The 17,543-nt window shown below is 72.1% G+C and carries 14 protein-coding genes; 8 read left to right on the top strand and 6 right to left on the bottom strand.

Going from position 1 to position 17,543, the window contains the following annotated elements; all coding sequences use genetic code 11:
- Positions 1-40: 40 nt before the first annotated feature.
- Positions 41-2,392 (bottom strand): glycoside hydrolase family 3 protein, encoded by a 2,352-nt coding sequence (locus tag QSK21_RS13510; RefSeq protein ID WP_285696009.1) that lies wholly within the window; start codon positions 2,390-2,392, stop codon positions 41-43.
- Between the two features lie 102 nt (positions 2,393-2,494).
- A complete protein-coding gene (locus QSK21_RS13505; protein ID WP_285696007.1) occupies positions 2,495-3,214 on the bottom strand; it encodes an IclR family transcriptional regulator in 720 nt (239 codons plus the stop codon).
- 85 nt (positions 3,215-3,299) lie between these two features.
- On the opposite strand from QSK21_RS13505, the gene leuC reads away from it, so the two are divergent.
- Positions 3,300-4,739: a 3-isopropylmalate dehydratase large subunit gene (gene leuC, locus QSK21_RS13500; protein ID WP_285696006.1), complete on the top strand. Its 1,440-nt coding sequence runs from the start codon at positions 3,300-3,302 to the stop codon at positions 4,737-4,739.
- Positions 4,740-4,756: 17 nt separating this feature from the next.
- Entirely contained in the window at positions 4,757-5,344 is a 588-nt protein-coding gene (gene leuD / locus QSK21_RS13495; RefSeq protein WP_285696005.1) for a 3-isopropylmalate dehydratase small subunit, read from the top strand.
- Here the strand turns inward: leuD and QSK21_RS13490 are convergent.
- The 4 genes from QSK21_RS13490 to pstC form a co-directional block, all read right to left on the bottom strand.
- Positions 5,334-6,836, bottom strand: a complete 1,503-nt coding sequence (locus tag QSK21_RS13490; protein ID WP_285696004.1) for a substrate-binding domain-containing protein — start codon at positions 6,834-6,836, stop codon at positions 5,334-5,336. The genes leuD and QSK21_RS13490 overlap by 11 nt on opposite strands.
- Positions 6,837-6,902: 66 nt before the next feature.
- On the bottom strand, positions 6,903-7,661 hold the full coding sequence (locus QSK21_RS13485; RefSeq protein ID WP_285696259.1) for a phosphate ABC transporter ATP-binding protein: 759 nt from the start codon (positions 7,659-7,661) through the stop codon (positions 6,903-6,905).
- A 104-nt stretch (positions 7,662-7,765) separates the two neighbouring features.
- Positions 7,766-8,935, bottom strand: coding sequence for a phosphate ABC transporter permease PstA (gene pstA / locus QSK21_RS13480; RefSeq protein ID WP_285696003.1), 1,170 nt, complete (start codon positions 8,933-8,935; stop codon positions 7,766-7,768).
- Positions 8,935-9,936, bottom strand: a complete 1,002-nt coding sequence (pstC, locus tag QSK21_RS13475; RefSeq protein WP_285696002.1) for a phosphate ABC transporter permease subunit PstC — start codon at positions 9,934-9,936, stop codon at positions 8,935-8,937. The genes pstA and pstC overlap by 1 nt, the downstream gene beginning before the upstream one ends.
- Before the next feature lie 307 nt (positions 9,937-10,243).
- Between pstC and QSK21_RS13470 the strand changes: the two genes are divergently transcribed.
- The 6 genes from QSK21_RS13470 (at position 10,244) to QSK21_RS13445 (ending at position 16,997) form a co-directional block, all read left to right on the top strand.
- Positions 10,244-11,197, top strand: coding sequence for a class E sortase (locus QSK21_RS13470; protein WP_285696001.1), 954 nt, complete (start codon positions 10,244-10,246; stop codon positions 11,195-11,197).
- A gap of 151 nt (positions 11,198-11,348) precedes the next feature.
- Positions 11,349-13,523 carry a hypothetical protein gene (locus QSK21_RS13465; RefSeq protein ID WP_285696000.1) on the top strand — a complete coding sequence of 725 codons (2,175 nt, stop codon included), beginning with the start codon at positions 11,349-11,351 and terminating at the stop codon, positions 13,521-13,523.
- Positions 13,524-13,759: 236 nt separating this feature from the next.
- A complete protein-coding gene (locus QSK21_RS13460) occupies positions 13,760-14,974 on the top strand; it encodes a substrate-binding domain-containing protein (RefSeq protein WP_285695998.1) in 1,215 nt (404 codons plus the stop codon).
- A 252-nt stretch (positions 14,975-15,226) separates the two neighbouring features.
- Positions 15,227-16,171, top strand: a complete 945-nt coding sequence (locus QSK21_RS13455; protein ID WP_285695997.1) for an NHL repeat-containing protein — start codon at positions 15,227-15,229, stop codon at positions 16,169-16,171.
- Positions 16,172-16,315: 144 nt separating this feature from the next.
- The gene (locus QSK21_RS13450; RefSeq protein WP_285695996.1) at positions 16,316-16,561 is read left to right on the top strand and encodes an SCO5555 family protein; all 246 of its coding nucleotides are present in this window, start codon (positions 16,316-16,318) and stop codon (positions 16,559-16,561) included.
- A 157-nt stretch (positions 16,562-16,718) separates the two neighbouring features.
- The gene (locus QSK21_RS13445) at positions 16,719-16,997 is read left to right on the top strand and encodes an HU family DNA-binding protein (protein ID WP_285695995.1); all 279 of its coding nucleotides are present in this window, start codon (positions 16,719-16,721) and stop codon (positions 16,995-16,997) included.
- Positions 16,998-17,543 lie beyond the last annotated feature (546 nt).

Raw genomic sequence — 17,543 nt, 5'->3', positions numbered from 1 at the left:
TCTTTCACACGGTGCCGTCCGGCGGAGAGGGCCGCGCGGCCTAGCGGATCTCCGTGTCGAGCCGTAGGTCGGCGATGGAGCGGCCGATGTCCAGCCGGTACGGGCCGGTCAGACGCTCGTCCAGGGACACGGTGACGGTGACCGTCTCGCCCGGAGCGGCGTCCGCGACGGCGAAGCCCGCCAGGCGGAGGGGCAGGGACGGCGCCGAGGCGTAGCACTGGACGACCTCACGGCCCGCCCGGTCGCCGGTGTTGCGCACGGTGACCTCGGCCGTGCCGCCCGGCCCGGACGCGGTCACCGACTCGTACTCCCAGGTGGTGTAACCGAGGCCGTGGCCGAACGGGTACGCCACGTCCTCCGGGGCGTAGTACCGGTAGCCGATCGCGGTGCCCTCGGCGTACTCGAGGGTGCCGTCGGGCCCCGGCACCGGGGACAGGACGCCCGTCTCCGTGACCGGGAAGGTGGTGGGGAGCCGCCCACCCGGCTCGGCCAGCCCCGTGAGCACGTCGGCGATGGCGTCGCCGCCCTCCTGCCCCGGCAACCAGGACCAGAGGATGGCGGCGACCTCGTTCCGCCACGGCATCAGGACGGGCGCGCCCGCGTTGACCACCACCACGGTACGGGGGTTGACGGCGGCGACGGCCGAGACCAGGTCGTCCTGGCGGCCGGGCAGGACCAGGGTCGTACGGTCGTAGCCCTCGCTCTCGACCTCGTCGTTCGTCCCGACGACCACGATGGCGGCGTCGGCGGAGCGGGCGGCCTCGACGGCGGCGGCCAGCTCGGCGTCCTCGCCCAGGTGGGGCTCCCGGTAGCCGATGCCGAACGTCAGGACGAGCGGCGGGTAGGTGAAGGTGTGCCGGAGCTCGACGGGGACGGGCAGCCCGGCGGGCAGCTCGGCGGTCACGCGGTGCTCGGGCGGCTTCATCAGGGACTCGACGGCGTCCTCGCCCTCGGGGACGAGGGTGAGCGACGTCACGTCCGTCCCGACGCGGAGCTCGAAGTCGCCGATGCCGGTGACGGCGAAGGTGTGAACGCCGCCGCGGTCGGGGGTGAACCGGGCGCGCAGCACGATCTGCCTGGTCGCCTCGGGGGCGCCTGCGCCGAGGAAGCGCAGCGTGGCGGCGCGGCGGTGCTCCGACAGCAGCAGCCCGCCGTCGGCGTCCAGGTAGTCGGCCCGCGCGCCCGGCTCGCCGGTTTCGGGGTCGGTCATGAGCGCGAGCGGCGGCGGCGCCGGCCGCCCGTGCGGGTGGACGCCGGCGTGGACGGTGATCTCCGCGTCCCCGCCCAGGGCGCGCCGCAGCCCTTCGGCCGGCGTCACCACGTGCGCGGGCTCGACATGCGCGCTGCCTCCGCCCTGCGCGGCGAACCGCACCGCGTTCGGGCCGATCAGCGCGACCGTGGTCGCCGCGCGCAGCGGCAGCGTGCCGTCGTTGCGCAGCAGGACCATGCCCAGGGACGCCAGGTCGCGGAGCCGGCGCCGCGCGTCGGGCGGCGTGGTGACCGGGGGCGGGCCCGGCAGCCCGTCCAGCGCGCCGACGCGGGCGGCGAGCCGCAGCAGGCGCAGCACCTTGTCGTCGATCAGCTCCTCGGCGACCTCGCCTTCGCGGACGGCCCGCACCAGGTTCTCCCGCCAGGGGGACGTGGGGAGCCCCGGCATCTCCAGGTCCATCCCGGCCTCGGCGGCGGGCACGGTGGAACGCAGCGCCGTCCAGTCCGAGACGACCACGCCGTCGAACCCCCACTCGCCCTTCAGCAGGCCGGTGATCAGCTCCCGGTGCTCGGTCATCGTGACGCCGTTGACCCGGTTGTAGGCGGCCATCACCGCCCAGGCCCCGGCGCGGCGGACCGTCTCCTCGAACGGGCGCAGGTACAGGTCGCGGAGGGTGCGGTCGTCGATGATCGCGTCGTACGACATCCGCGCCGTCTCGGAGTCGTTGCCGACGAAGTGCTTGACCGTCGCCGCCACCCCCGCGGACTGCACGCCCCGCACGAAACCGGCCGCGATCCGCGAGGTGAGCAGCGGGTCCTCGGAGTAGTTCTCGAAGTGGCGGCCGCCCAGCGGGGTGCGGTGCAGGTTGACCGTCGGGGCGAGCTGGACGTGGACGCCCTTGTCGCGGGCCTGCGCGCCGTTCAGCCGTCCCGCCTCGAAGGCGGCGTCCGGGTCCCAGGTGGCGGCGAGCGCGGTGGGGCAGGGGAACAGCAGGCTGTGGTCGCGCTCGTCCCAGGTGGTGCCGCGCACGCCGCTGGGGCCGTCCGACAGCACGAGCGGGGCCAGGCCGATCTTCTCCGCCGGGCGCAGCGTCCAGAAGCCCGCCCCGGTCAGCAGCCCGACCTTCTCCTCCAGGGACAGCCGTTCCAGGCGTCGCCGCAGCTCGGCCTCGTGATCGGTCATGCGCCCTCCCAACCCGGATGGTAGGGCAGGACCGCGCCGCGTCCCATGAGGCCGCGTCCCATGTAGTCGCGTCCTATGAGGTCCCGTCTATGAGGCCGCGTCCTACGAAGGTGTGCGGCGCATCGACGCGGAGATCTTCTCGGCGGCGGCCACGACGGGACCGGCGTGCAGGCGGCCGGGGGAGCGGGTGAGGCGTTCCAGCGGTCCGGACACCGAGACGGCCGCGATCACCCGTCCGGCGGCGCCGCGGACGGGGGCGGAGACGGAGCCGACGCCCTGCTCGCGCTCGCCCACGCTCTGCGCCCAGCCGCGGCGGCGTACCGCGGCCAGTGTGGCGGCCTCGAACTTGGCGCCGCGCAGTCCCCGGTGCAGCCGGTCGGGCTCCTCCCACGCCAGCAGGATCTGCGCCGCCGACCCCGCGGTCATCGGCAGCGCCGCGCCGACCGGGATGGTGTCGCGCAGGCCGCTGCTGCGCTCGGCCGCCGCCACGCAGATCCGGACGTCGCCCTGGCGCCGGAAAAGGGACGCGCTCTCTCCCGTGTGGTCCCGCAGTTGCGCCAGGATGGGCTGGGCGACGGCCAGCAGCCGGTCCTCCCCGGCCGCCACCGCCAGCTCGGCCAGCCGCGGGCCCAGGATGAACCGGCCCTGGGTGTCGCGGTGGACGAGGCGGTGGTACTCCAGCGCGACGGCGAGCCGGTGGGCGGTCGGGCGGGCCAGCCCGGTGCTCTGCACGAGCTGCGCCAGCGAGGCGGGGCCGGCTTCGAGGGCGTTCAGGACGAGAACGGCTTTGTCAAGTACGCCGACTCCGCTAGAGTTGTCCATGTCTTGATATTGCCGTCTCGTAATATGAGATGCAACCCGGCGGGAGAGCCCGCGAGCAAGGTACCGATCAGGTGAGGTGGAATCGATGGGCCGCACACTGGCCGAGAAGGTCTACGACGCGCACGTGGTGCGACGAGCCGAGGGCGAGCCGGACCTGCTCTACATCGACCTGCACCTCGTCCACGAGGTCACCAGCCCGCAGGCGTTCGACGGCCTGCGCATGGCCGGGCGCAAGGTGCGCCGCCCCGAGCTGACGATCGCCACCGAGGACCACAACGTCCCCACCAAGGACCTGCTGGCGCCCATCGCCGACCCGGTGTCGCGCACCCAGGTCGAGACGCTCCGCAAGAACTGCGCCGACTTCGGCATCCGGCTGCACCCCATGGGGGACGACGGCCAGGGCATCGTCCACGTCATCGGCCCCCAGCTCGGCCTGACCCAGCCCGGCATGACCGTGGTGTGCGGCGACTCCCACACCTCCACGCACGGCGCGTTCGGCGCCCTCGCGTTCGGCATCGGCACCAGCGAGGTCGAGCACGTCCTGGCGACCCAGACCCTGCCGCAGATCAAGCCCAAGACCATGGCCGTGACCGTGAACGGCACGCTGCCCGAGGGCGTCACCGCCAAGGACCTCATCCTCGCGGTGATCTCCCGGATCGGCACCGGCGGCGGCCAGGGCCACATCATCGAGTACCGCGGCGAGGCGATCAGGTCGCTGTCGATGGAGGGCCGGATGACGGTCTGCAACATGTCCATCGAGGCCGGCGCCCGCGCCGGGATGATCGCCCCGGACGAGACCACCTTCGCCTACCTGAAGGGCCGCCCGCACGCGCCGGCCGGCGCCGTTGCCGGGGGGTCTGGGGGGTCGTCCCCTCAGAATGAGAGCGACTGGGACCGGGCCGTCGAGTACTGGACGTCCCTGCGCACCGACGACGACGCGACCTTCGACAAGGAGGTCGTGATCGACGCCTCCGAGCTCACCCCGTTCGTCACCTGGGGCACCAACCCCGGCCAGGGGCTGCCGCTGGCCGAGTCCGTGCCCGACCCGGCGTCCTTCGACGACCCGGTGCAGCGGCAGGCCGCCGAGCGGGCCCTGGAATACATGGGGCTGACCCCGGGCACCCCGCTGCGCGCGATCGAGGTCGACACCGTCTTCGTCGGGTCCTGCACCAACGGCCGCATCGAGGACCTGCGCGCCGTCGCCGGCGTCCTGGAGGGACGCAAGGTGGCCGACGGCGTCCGCATGCTGGTCGTCCCCGGCTCCATGCGGGTCAAGAAGCAGGCCGAGGAGGAGGGGCTCGACGCGGTCATCTCCGCCGCCGGGGCCGAATGGCGCGAGGCCGGCTGCTCGATGTGCCTGGGCATGAACCCCGACCAGCTCACGCCCGGCCAGCGCAGCGCGTCCACGTCCAACCGCAACTTCGAGGGCCGGCAGGGGCCCGGAGGCCGCACCCACCTGGTGTCGCCCGCCGTCGCGGCCGCGACGGCCGTCACCGGTCGCCTCACCGCCCCCGCCGACCTCTAGACAAGGAAGCCCACGACATGGAAGCGTTCACCATCCACACCGGCCGGGGCGTGCCGCTGCGCCGCAGCAACGTCGACACCGACCAGATCATCCCGGCCGTCTGGCTCAAGCAGGTCAGCCGCACCGGCTTCGAGAAGGGCCTGTTCGCCGCCTGGCGCGAGGACCCGGAGTTCGTGCTCAACCAGCCCCAGTACGAGGGCGGCAGCATCCTGGTCGCCGGGCCGGACTTCGGGACGGGCTCGTCCCGCGAGCACGCGGTCTGGGCCTTGCAGCAGTACGGGTTCCGGGTCGTCATCGCGCCCCGCTTCGGCGACATCTTCCGCAACAACTCGACCAAGATGGGCCTGCTGCCGGTGGTCCTGCCGGGCGCGACCGTGGAGGCGCTGCAGGACCGGATCGAGAGCGACCCGTCCACCGAGATCACCGTCGATTTGGACGCCCGCGAAGTGCGCGCCGGGGACCTCACGGCCTCCTTCGAGATCGACGACTACACCCGCTGGCGGCTGATGGAGGGCCTGGACGACATCGGCCTGACCCTGCGCCACGCCGACGACATCGCCGCCTTCGAGGAGCGGCGCGCCCCCTGGATGCCCGTCACGGCCTAGCGCGGTTCCTGTTCCGGATCGCCATCACGGCCGGTGGGACGACGAGGGCTCCGATGAGCACGAGTGCCGGTAGCGGGCCGAGGCCGGGAACGCCGGGCCCGTTGAACCCGACGGGCTTGGCGTTCTGCTGCCGGCCGGAGCCGCCCGCGACCGTCCCCAGGCCGGCACCCGCACCGGAGCCGCTGCCGGCGGTCGCGCTCGCGCTCGGCCCGGCCGAGTTCCGCCCGCCGCTGGTGGCCCCGTCCACGCCGCCGGGCAGGTTCTCGAACGGGTCGCGCGGCGGGCCGGCGCCGGCGCCGAGGCTGCCGTGGAACCTCGGGTTGGCGCAGTTGCCCGGTGTGAGCCGCCGCGGGCGTTCACCGGTCATCCGGGCGACGGAGTTCTCCATCTCCTGGGAGAGGTTCGTCGGGAGCGGCGAGTAGCCGATCCGCGCCATCTTCACCTGGCCGTCGCAGGCGACGTAACGCATGAACTGCGCCAGCGTGGACTGCTTGCCACCGTCGCTGTACGGGCCCGCGCACGTCTGGCGCCCGCGTCCGGGCAGGCACTGGGTCATCATGTAGCTGTAGGCGGAGATCGGGTAGGCCAGGGGATTCTTGGAGGTGTAGACCCCGGAGAGCTCCTGTGAGAGGTCGGGCCGCAGCGTCGCGTCCCTCAGCGCTTCGGAGATGTTCAGGGCATACGGCTTCGTCCACTTCCCGGCGCCGTTCTTCACCCAGGCGACATCGACGCCGTGCTTGATGGCGTAGCCGAACTCGTCGTAGCCGATGCTCCATGCCGAGCTGCCGACGAACTGGGCCATCTCGTCGGAGCCGCCCCTGCCCACGATGTTGGGCGCGAACTGGCCGCCGACGTCGTTGGGCGTGTCGGGCAGCGAGGTGATGCGGCGGTCGGGCAGGTTGTGCTTCGACCGGAACCTGTCGTAGACGTCGCGGGCGGCCTCGCGCACGAAGTCGTAGAACAGTGCCGTCGTCCCGGACGACCCCGTCCGGAACACGACCCTGATGGGCTGGTCGGGCAGCGCCACGCCGCCGTTGGTCCTGGTGATGTCGGGGTGCGACCAGTTCGAGATCTCCCCGGTGAAGATCCGTGAGATGGTGCGCTGGTCCAGGTGCAGCTTGTCGTACCTGTTGCCGCCCCGATCCCGGACGTTGTACATGATCGCGATCGCGCCGGCGACGTCCGGCACGTACTGGAAGCCGCGCGGCAGGGTGTTGCGGCCGCCGTAGAGGGACTTCACCTCGGCCTCGGTGCCGGCGTAGTCGGTCTGCCTGGCGTCGTACTGCCCCACGCCGGTCGGCGACCCGACGCCGGTGTAGTTGACCTTGATTCCCCGCGCGTCGGCGGAGCGCGTCCACTCGTCCATGGCCAGCTCGACATACGTCGAGCCCGAGCCGTTGACGAGCGTGGCCGCCCGCGCCTCGGGCGCGGCGACCCCGGCGCCCAGCGAGCAGACCGCGAGCAGGATGACCGTGGCGAGGCCGGTGCGCATGGCACGATGCCGGGTTTGGGCCATGGAGAACATGGAGATGACGCCTCTCGTCGGGTCCGGCGGCCGTCAGCCGAAGCGGCCGCTGACGTAGTCGAGCGTGCGGGGGTCGTCGGGGGAGGAGAACATCCGGTCGGTAGGCCCGTGCTCGACGATGCGGCCGGGCTCGTTCTCGGCGGCGAGGAAGAACGCGCAGTGGTCGGACACCCGCTGCGCCTGCTGCATGTTGTGCGTGACGATCACGACGGTGACCTCGTGCCCGATCTCGGCGATGGTCTCCTCGATCCGGCGGGTGGAGGTCGGGTCGAGCGCCGAGCAGGGTTCGTCCATGAGCAGGACGTTGGGCCGTACGGCGAGGGACCGCGCGATGCACAGCCGCTGCTGCTGGCCGCCGGAGAGCTCGCCGCCGAGGGCGGAGAGCCGGTCCCTGACCTCGCGCCACAGCCCGGCCCTGGTCAGGCTCTGCTCGACCAGGGCGGTCTTGTCGTCGCACTTGATGCCTGCCAGCTTGAGCCCGGCCAGCACGTTGTCGCGGATGGTCATCGCCGGGAACGGGTTCGGCTTCTGGAACACCATCCCGATCCGCATCCGCACCTCCTGGGCGCGCCGCGCGGCCGAGTAGATGTCCTCGCCGTCGAGCAGCACCTCGCCCGCCAGCGAGGCACCGGGCACCAGCTCGTGCATCCGGTTGAGGATGCGCAGGAAGGTGGACTTGCCGCAGCCGGACGGGCCGATCAGCGCGGTCACCCGCCGTGGGGCCATCCGCAGGTTCACCCGGTCGAGGACGAGGCGGTCGCCGAACCAGGCGCACACGTCCTTGGCCAGCAGCTCGGCGGCGCCCGGCGGGGGACCGCCGGTCAGCGTGATCTCACGCCTTGCCGTGGTGCCCGGGTCGGGCGCCGGTCCTGAGTCCTTGACGGGGACGGTGGAGGTCACTGGGTTCCTTTCTGTGGCTTCGCGGGCCGTCGCATTCCGCGGGGCCGTCCGCCGGAACGGCGGCCCCGGCCGATGAAGCGGGCGACGGCGAACAGGGCGAGGACGACGGTGATCAGGACCAGCGCGCCGGTGAACCCGCGTTGCGCGGCGGTCTCCGAGGGTTTCTGCACGTTCGAGTACACGAAGAGCGGCAGGCTTTCCTGCGGGTCCTTGAGCGGGTTGGCGTTGAGGAGGTCGAGCCCGAACGAGGTGAACAGCAGCGGGGCGGTCTCGCCGACGGTGCGGGCGATGCCGAGCACCACCGCCGTGGTCACGCCGCTGCGCGCCGTGGGCAGCACGACCGACCACACGGTCCGCGCCCGGGACGCGCCCAGCGCGAGCGATGCCTCGCGCAGTCCGTTGGGCACCAGCCGGAGCACGACCTCCACGGTCCGGGTGACGGTCGGGATCATGACGATGCTCAGCGCGATACCGGCGGAGAACCCGTTGAACCCGGTGCCCAGCGGGATGATGAGCGCCGCGTAGACGAACAGTCCCGCCACGATCGACGGCACGCCGCTCATGGCGTCCACCAGGATGCGCAGTGGGCGCCGGAACCGGGACCGGGTCTCGTTGAGGAAGATCGCGGTGAGCACGCTCAGCGGCACCGTCCACAGCAGCGCGAGGGTGAGCTGCTCCAGGGTGCCGACGATCGCGTGCAGGCCGCCGCCGGCCGAGGCGGGCATCTCGGGGGTGACGCCGCTCAGATCGTCGGTGAAGAAGCCGGGGCGCAGCGCGGGCAGCCCCTCCACGAGCACGTACACCAGCAGGAAGCCCAGCGGGAGGATCAGCGTCAGGATGCCGGTGCGGATGATCGTGGCGGCCACCCGGTCGGCGGCGGCCTTGCGACCGAGGGTGTCCCAGGTGACGACGTAGACCATGGCGAGGAAGACGGCGTACCAGGCCACCAGCCAGCCAAGCCGGCCGATCCCGTCGGTCAGCCTGGCGAGGATCAGCCAGACGAACAGAAAGGACGAGAGGCCGCACCCGCCGAGCACCGCGAGCTCGCCGCGGGTGAGGCCGGACATCCGGCGGCGGGGCGGCCGACCTGCTCCGCCCGCGGCCCCGGCGGATCCGGGCCGTGCGGCGGCCCCCTCCGTCCGTGGCGCGTCCGAGGTCGTGGTCATCAGGGGGCCTCCACATCCGCTCCGGACCGGCTCCGCGCGATGATCGCCGCGGCCGCGAGGTTGATCACGATGGTGAAGACGAACAGCACGAGGCCGCAGGCCAGCAGCTCCTCCGCCAGGTCCGGGGTGCCGGCGTTGGCGGCGATGAACCCGGCGATGGTCGAGCCGCCGTCCTGCATGATGTCGGCGGACAGGATGGGGACCTGCGGCAGCAGCAGCTTCACCGCGATCGTCTCGCCCAGCGCGCGGCCGAGGCCGAGCATCGAGCCGCCGATGACCCCGCCGCGGCCGAACGGCAGCACGACGCTGCGGATCATGCCCCACCGGGTGCCGCCGAGGGCGAGCGCCGCCTCCTTCTCGCCCGGCGGGGTCTGCGCGAAGACCTCCCGCATGATGGACGTGGTGATCGGCATCACCATCAGCGAGACGACCAGGCCCGCGATGAACATCGACCCGGTCAGCTCCGCCTCCGGCGCGGTGTCGAAGATCGGGATCCAGCCGAGGTTGTCGCCGATCCAGCGCGACAGCGGGACGATCCGCTCGTTCAGGAACGTCATCCCCCACAGCCCGTACAGGAGGCTGGGGATCGCGGCGAGCAGATCGACCACCCCGGTCAGCGTGGTGCGCAGCCGGGGACTCGCGTACTCGGTGATGAACAGCGCGGCCAGGACGCTCACCGGAAGCGCGAACACGCACGCGATGGTCCCGACGATCACCGTCCCGGACAGCATGCCCAGCACCCCGAAGACCGGCGGGTCGGCGTTGAGCTGCCAGTTGACGGTGGTGAAGAAGCCCCAGCCCGCCGTCTCCAGCGCCGGTGCGGCACGCAGGAGCAGGAAGAAGCCGATGAGGAAGAGCAACGCGAACATCGCTCCGGCGGCGGCCGTGGTGACCCTGCTGAACAGGCGGTCGGGCCGGGTGGGGCGATCCACCACCGGCCGGGGCCTGGGCGGCGGGGCGGGCGGCCCCGCCGCCGGTGCTTCGTCGGCGAGAGTGGGCATCGCGTGTGGTCCTCGCAGTGCTGGTTCCGTGGGCGGGCGCGCAGGCGGGTGCGTGCGGCGTGCGCGGGCACGGAAGGGCGGCCGTGCCCCCGTACCCGGCGGTACGGCATGAGTGTGCGCCGCCGGGTCGCCTGCGCGGGTGGCTCGCCGGTTAACGCCCGACGGGTCCGAGATGAAGCGGTCCGGGGCCGCGCCGACCGGGGGTTGACCGGGTACGACGCGGCCGCTGACGCTGACCCGGGGGTCGCCGCGGGCGGCTCCGCCATGTCGACATGAGCCCGTGCGGCCCGTGAAGGAGAGGAAACCGGTGACCGAGGCGATCTCCACCGAGTCCGCGCCGGACTCCCCTCCGGACGGGGCTTCGCACCGTCCGCGCGAGGAACGACCCGGCACCACCCGGCGGCCGGCGCCGTGGCATCCGCGCAGGATCGGCGTGGTGGCGGGTGTCTGGCTGCTGGTCACGGTGATGTGCGCCGGGCTGCTCGCCTACGGGCTCGGCCCGCTGCTGGAAAGCCGGCAACAGCGGGCGCTGCTCGGTGACTTCCGCGCCCGGATCGCCGAGGTCGTCGGCCAGCGGCAGTCGCTGTTCGGCAGGGTGGACAAGCCACGTGCCGCCGAGCTCGGCGAACCGGTGGCGATCATCCAGATCCCGCGCATGAGACTGCAACAGGTCGTGGTGGAAGGCGCCGACTCCGAGCGCACGCAGGCCGGGCCCGGTCACGTCCCGGGGACGGCCGGTCCCGGGCAGCCGGGCAACTCGGCCGTTGTGGGGCGCCGCCACGGCTTCGGCGCGCCGTTCCGCACGCTGGACACCCTGCGTCCGGGGGACGACATCATCGTCACCACCACGCAGGGCCAGACGCTGTACAAGGTGCTGTCGGTCGGCCGCGCGAACCTGGCCGTCCGGGACGTCTACGCGAGCAGCACCGACGACCGGCTGACCCTGGTGAGCTCCTGGACGTGGACCCCGTGGGAGCGGCACCGGTCCCTGGTCGTGGTGGCGAAGGCGACGGGGCTGCCCTTCCCTCCCACTCCCCAGGGCGCGCGCTCGCGTCACCAGGACGGACGGCACGGCGACCCCTCGGCCGTCCCGCTGATGGTCCTTTACGGGGTGCTCTTCGCGGGCAGCGCCGTCGCGTCCGTGCTGCTGTACCGGTGGTGGCTGACGCTGTCGACCTACGTGCTCACGACACCGGTCATGGTGGCCCTCATCGTCCTCGCCGCCGAGGCCGGCACCCGCCTGCTGCCGGCGTGGATCTGACCTCGCGACCCCCACCCCGTCCCGTCACGGCACGGGTGTCGCGGTGATGAACGCCCGACGGAACCGCGATGAAGCGGGACGTGAGGGCGTTGACCGGCGGCTCGGCCGCCGCCGAGCCTGACAGAGGATCACAGGGGTGCAAGGAGCATCGATGAGAACACGGCGGACGGGCCTGATGCGGCGGTCATCGCGCGTGGTGGCCTTCGTGTCGGTCCTGTTGTGCTGCGCGGCGGCGCTGTCGCTGGGCCCGGGAGCGGTGGGCGGTGCCGGCGCGCGGGCGGCGGCGGGCGAGTACGAGATCGCCCAGGCGACCCTGGCCGACTTCGCCGACGGCGTCCAGCCGGGCGACCGGGTGCACGTGGCGATCCAGGCCAAGGTCTCCGGCACGGTGTACGTCAACGGCGTCGCCATCTGCGGCGTTCCCGAGCCGACCAAGGGCTGCCGGAGCCCCGGCGGCCTGCCCCCGAGGTTCAGCGGCTTCATCCCGAACACCGCGACTCCCGACGAGAACGGCTGGATCGAGTTCTCGGTGATCATCCCTCCCGAGGACGAGGCCACCTTCACCACGGGCGGGGCGAACTTCTCCTGCACCCCCGGTGACCGGTGCACGATCAGGTTCACCTTCAACGCGCCGGCGGGCATCATCACCGACACGACCTCGCTGGAGTTCACGGTCAAGGAGTCGGACGAGATCGAGGGCTGCGGCGCTCCGGAGGAGGGCGAGTACGTCGACGCCGTGGGCGCCCCCCGGTTCGAGGGCACGCAGATGGCGCTCGCGCAGCGCCGGTGCCAGGGCGGTAAGAAGCAGGATCTGGACTTCACGGCGGTGCCCGAGCTGACCGCGCGGGACCAGTTCCGCACAGGGGTCGGCGATGTGTTCCCCGATGTGTTCTTCGCCGCCGGCGGCGCGACGGTGGGCGAGGATCCGGCGGCCGCGGGCCAGCGCAGGTCGGTTCCGGTGCCGGTCGCGCTGAACGCCGAGGTCCTGGCCATCGTCGGCGGGTACTTCAAGAAGGCGTGGCCGAGCAACTCGTGCGCCGCCTCGCGCTGCCTCCGGTCGACACAGCTCGACGACATCAGGCTCACGGCCGACCAGCTCGCCAGGACCCTGGAGCAGCCGGGGACCGCCTTCCAGGGCGACCCGGCCACCAACCCGGTGCTGGCCGCCAACCCCCAGCTTGCGAGCACCCTGCCGGGCGTGCCCGGCAGTTTCAGGTCGATTCCGCCCACCGGGCGGAGCTTCGGCGTGGCCGTCGTGGGGTACGCGCCTCCCCAGGTGGGGCACTGGGTCCTGTCGCGCTACCTGGCGCGTCACGCCCCGGACGCCTGGAGGTACTCCACCGCCCGCAACGGCCACGCGGCCGGTGAGCCGGTCGGCGAGATCTGGCAGCTCGGCCCGCTGAGCAGGCAGGTCGGCACCGACCTGGAGTCGCATCCGCTGAAGGCGGACCGGGCCAACCTCGACAAGCAGGTGGCGACGGAGATCACCGACTGCTCCACCGCCGTCAACGGCAACGCCTCCGGGGCCTGCCTGAACTTCGTGCTCACCGACCTCGCGACCGCCCAGGCGCTGAACCTGCCGGTGGCGAAGGTACAGAACGCGGCGGGCGAGTACGTGGCGCCGACGGCGGAGAGCCTGAACGCCGCCGTCGACGACATGACCGCGTTGCCGGACGGCAGTCTCGTCCCGGACCTGGACAAGACCGACCCCCGCGCCTATCCGTTCACCTTCGTCGAATACGCCAACGCCGCCACGCAACTGGGCGACGCCTGCAAGGCGAAACTCGTCCGCGACGTGCTGGGCGACCTGGTCAGCGCGGACGGTGGCCAGAGACAGCTCAGCCCGGGTCTCGTCCCGTTGCCGGGCGAGCTGCGTACGCAGGCGACGGAAAGGCTGGGCCAGATCGGCCCGAACACGGCCTGCCCGGCCGGCGCCGACCCCGACGGCGAGGACGATGACGACGGTGGCGGCGGGTCCGGCGGCGACGACCTCGCCGGTTCCGCCCTGCCGGACGGCGGCACCGGCAGCGGTACGGGCGACACGAGCGCCGGAGCCGCAGGCCGCCATCCGACCCGGCCGGTGACCCCCGGCGGCCAGCAGCAGGCGCTCAAGGCGGCCAACGACGCCTCCATCCCGCTCTTCGCCGGCATGGCCGCGCTCGTGCTGCTCGTCCCGCTTTCGGCGCTGGCCCTGACCAACGGGCTCACCTCGGGCACCGCGTACGGCTCGGCGGGCCGGCGGCCACCGCCCCGCGTGGCGTACGCGCTGGCGCTGATCGCCACGCCGCTGCGCCGCGCCGCGGTCTTCCTCGCCCGGCGACGCTGAGGCACCTGTTTCCTCGAAACGCGATTATCGAGAAGGGCCGTGCCCGGAGGCTTTCACCGGGCACGGCCCTTTTTCTGTTCCTTTCTGTTCGCGAATCTGACCGGGAGTCACGCCGTCGGGCCTGAAGGTGGGAGCCGTCGGTTGTCCACCGGATGGAAGGCCGGGCTTAACGGGCGGGCCGCTGAATGAGGTCGCACCGGGCAACAGGGCCCGGAGCGTCTCGCGGAAAGGACACCATGTCTTCCATCAAGACCCGCGTGCTGGCGGCAGGCGCGCTGGCGCTGGCGCTGGTGGGGGTCACGACGGCTCCCGCTTACGCGGCGCCCGCGGCCGACGGCGTACCGCAAAGGCTGACGATCGCCGGCTCCGACACCACCGAGGACGTGATGAGCGACCTCGCCGCCGCCTGGAACGCCGCCAACGCGGCGAACCCCGACCCCGACACGGCCCACAACGTCCCGGTGCAGGCGAACGCCGCCGACCCGGCGTTCACCGTGCCCGCTGACGGCACGTGCACGTCACCGAGCGGCGGGCGCAGCTACGTGAACAAGGGCGTGGCGGACGGGATCAACACCTTCCCCGCCCCGAACGGATCCACCGACGGCAGGAACGCGCTCGCCGGCACCGGGAACGCGAGGCCGGGACTGCCCTGGCCGACCGACAACCCCACCACCGGGTGCATCGACATCGCCCGGTCCTCCTCGCCCCCGAGCGGCAGCGACCCGGCCGGCTTCCAGTACTACGCGTTCGCGCTCGACGCGGTCACCTGGGCGGCCTTCGACGGCGCCGCGCCGGACTCGCGTTCGCTGACGGTCGACCAGCTCCGCGACATCTACGACTGCGACATCACCAACTGGAACGAGGTGGGCGGCTCGGACCAGCAGATCCAGCGCTATCTGCCGCAGAACGGTTCCGGCACCCTGTCGTTCTTCACCGGCACCGTCCTGGGCTTCAACCCCATCACCAGCCAGGACATCATCGACAAGTGCAACGCCGCGGAAGCTCCCCCGGTCATCCAGATCCAGGAGCACGACCTGGACGGCATCGACGACGAGGCGAAGGACGCGGCGATCTCGCCGTTCTCGGTGGCCCAGTGGGTCGCGCAGGGCAACGGCAAGGAGACCGACAAGCGCAACGGCGCCTTCCTGGGCCTCCAGGCGGGCATGAACCCGGTCACCGGGACCGACGGCGGCCTCGCCCCCAACCCCGACGTCATCGTCGAGCCCCCGTTCAACTCGTTCGAGGGCGTCCGTTTCGTCTACAACGTCATCGACACCGCGCAGGCCCATGACGGGCAGGCGCTGCGCATGGTCGGCTTCGACAACACCGGCCCCGGCTGGCTCTGCGACCCCGACAGCGCCGGCGTGACCGACATCATCAACCAGCAGGGCTTCATGCGCCTCGAGGACGCCGGCTTCCCGAACCACCACTGCCGGGGCGAGTCCATCTAGCAGCGACGGCTTGCGACCTCACGCCCCTTTCGCGCACGACCGCGGGGCCCGGGACCAGCCATCCCGGGCCCCGCCGGAAAAGCCGGTGACTCATGGTTCGCGGCGCGTCCAACCAATGGAGGGCTCCCCGCGCTCACCGGACCCGAATCGCTCGGTCCCTCAATTCACGCAGAGCAGAGAAAGGACGGAGCGGCGCCTCGCCACCGGCAGGAGAAAACGGGGCCGGGCGCCGCGAAACCCATGACCCGTAATGTGACGATCGCCGCAACCTCGATCATCGTGGCAGGATGCGTACTCGCCGGCGGTGTCCCCGCACACGCCGGGACGCCGGCCGCCGGGCAGCAGAGCCGGCAGGTGCAGACGGCCCTCCAGACCACCATCACCCTCCCGAACGGCTGGCGGCCCGACGGCATCGCCATCGGATCGGGCCCCTACGCGTACTTCGGATCGCTCGGCAACGGCTCGATCTACCGTGCCGACCTGCGCACCGGTCAGGGCGCCGTCCTCAGCCAGGGGCCCGGCACCCCCGCGGCGGGGCTCAAGCTCGACAGGCGCGGCCGGCTCTTCGTCGCCGGCGGCTCGGCCGGAAGCGCGCGCGTCCTCAACGCCCGCACCGGCGAGGTGCTGGCGACCTACACCCTCGCCACAGGTGTGAGCAACATCAACGACGTGGTCCTCGCGAACGGGGCGGCCTGGTTCACCAACTCGTCCGAGGCCGCGCTCTACAAGCTTCCCTTCGGGGCGGACGGGGCGCTCCCCGAGCAGCCCGTGCGCCTCCCGCTCACCGGTGACCTGGTGACCGGTCCCGGGGAGAACGCCAACGGCATCGTCCCGACACCGGACGGCAAGGGCCTGCTGGTCGTCCAGACCAACACCGGCCGCCTGTTCCGGGTCGACCCGTCCACCGGGGCGACCCAGGCGGTCGACCTCGGCGGCGAGACCCTCACCAACGGCGACGGCCTGCTGCTGCGGGACTGCGCCCTCTACGTCGTGCAGAACAGGCTCAACACCGTCTCCGTACTGAAGATCAACAAGGCGGGCACCTCGGCCCGCGTCGCGCGCCGCATCACCGACCCCGGATTCGACACGCCGACCACGGCGGCCGCCTACCACAACCGGCTCTACCTGCCCAACGCCCGGCTGACCACCCGCCCGACCCTGACGACGCCCTACACCGCGGTCGCGATCAAGCCCTGAACCACGCGCCCCGCCGATCCCCGCCCACCGCGACGGCGGGACCGGTCCCGACCCGGATGTACGGACCGGTCCCCGCACAGAGCACAATTTCAGGAGTGGCGCCCGCCCTCCGCGGTGGGCGAGGATCGCAAGGGGGCTTGCACCTTGACCGAACCGGAGACGCCGGTCCCGTGGACCGGTCCCGAGTGGGACGACCCGGCGCTGACGCGGCTCGCAGAGCGGCTGCGGGACGCCCACCGCCGGGTCGCGCCGCTGCCCGCCGAGACCCGGCGGCGGCTGATCCGGCACCTCCTGGTCATCACCGACCTGGCCAAACGCGACCCCGAGCTGGCCGCCAGGAAGCTCGAAGTGTTCCTCTCCGATTTCCATCGGGCACCCGACGCCCGCTAGCGTGCGAGGTGGCCGGCAACGGTCCGGCGCCTGGCGAGACGGGGGCGAGACCGACCAAAACGCCTGCGACACGGGAACTCTTGCTTGCAGGTGATTGTGTCGATGCTATGGGTCCTTTAGTTTCGTTCGGGCAAGGGGGGAACTAGAGGAGTAACCCATGAACAAGCGTGAGCTGGTCGACGCCATCTCTGACCGGCTGGGCAGCAAGAAGGCCGCAGCCGAGGCCGTCGACGCGATCCTGGAGGCGATCCAGACCGCGGTCGCCAAGGGCGACAAGGTCGCGATCACGGGGTTCGGTTCGTTCGAGAAGGCCGACCGGCCGGCCCGTACGGCCCGGAACCCGGCAACGGGCAAGACCATCGAGGTTCCCGCGACGTCCGTGCCCAAGTTCAGGGCGGGCGCCGACTTCAAGAACCTGGTGGCCGGAAAGAAGTAACTCTCGATCACGACAGCAGCCCAAGGCCGTGTAACCACGGCCTTGGGCTGCTGTCGTGTCATTGTGGGGGGGCGGGTCATTGTGGGGGGGCGACCCCCCACACCCCCCGGTGCGGGGTCAGCGACCCCCGCCGCTCGCCTGGCGGCTCGCGGCGGCGGCGACTCATTGTGGGGGGGCGACCCCCCACGCCCCCCGGTGCCGGGGCCAGCGACCACCGCCGCTCGCCTTGACGGCTCGCGGCGGTGGCCACTGACCCCGGGCGGGGCTCTGCCCCGCGCCCCGGTCAGGGGCTTCGCCCCCGACACCCCCTTGGGGCTTTGCCCCTTGCCCCCTAACGGGGGTTTGGCGCTTGCGCCTGGTCGGTGCCTGCCGCAGCGTTTGTGGCAGGGTGGGGGTGGCCGGGATGCAGGCCGGTCAGGCGGCCGCGTCCAGGCGGGTGGTGTATGAGAAGGCCACCTCGCGATCTATTGATTAGTTAAGCACTGATTGCCTCAATTGTCACATCAGCATCATTGGTGTCGCTTTCGTGGCCGACTTTCTGGCAGG

Origin of the sequence: Actinomadura sp. NBRC 104412 (assembly GCF_030269515.1) — a bacterium.
Taxonomy (GTDB): Bacteria; Actinomycetota; Actinomycetes; order Streptosporangiales; family Streptosporangiaceae; genus Spirillospora.
This window is presented reverse-complemented; position numbering and strand designations above follow the sequence as displayed.

Coding starts and splice junctions, on each gene's coding strand:
- QSK21_RS13505 (WP_285696007.1), bottom strand. CDS start 3,214: ATGGACAACTCTAGCGGAGTCGGCGTACTTGACAAAGCCGTTCTCGTC.
- QSK21_RS13490 (WP_285696004.1), bottom strand. CDS start 6,836: ATGCGCACCGGCCTCGCCACGGTCATCCTGCTCGCGGTCTGCTCGCTG.
- QSK21_RS13510 (WP_285696009.1), bottom strand. CDS start 2,392: ATGACCGATCACGAGGCCGAGCTGCGGCGACGCCTGGAACGGCTGTCC.
- QSK21_RS13460 (WP_285695998.1), top strand. CDS start 13,760: ATGTCTTCCATCAAGACCCGCGTGCTGGCGGCAGGCGCGCTGGCGCTG.
- pstA (WP_285696003.1), bottom strand. CDS start 8,935: ATGACCACGACCTCGGACGCGCCACGGACGGAGGGGGCCGCCGCACGG.
- pstC (WP_285696002.1), bottom strand. CDS start 9,936: ATGCCCACTCTCGCCGACGAAGCACCGGCGGCGGGGCCGCCCGCCCCG.
- leuD (WP_285696005.1), top strand. CDS start 4,757: ATGGAAGCGTTCACCATCCACACCGGCCGGGGCGTGCCGCTGCGCCGC.
- QSK21_RS13465 (WP_285696000.1), top strand. CDS start 11,349: ATGAGAACACGGCGGACGGGCCTGATGCGGCGGTCATCGCGCGTGGTG.
- leuC (WP_285696006.1), top strand. CDS start 3,300: ATGGGCCGCACACTGGCCGAGAAGGTCTACGACGCGCACGTGGTGCGA.
- QSK21_RS13445 (WP_285695995.1), top strand. CDS start 16,719: ATGAACAAGCGTGAGCTGGTCGACGCCATCTCTGACCGGCTGGGCAGC.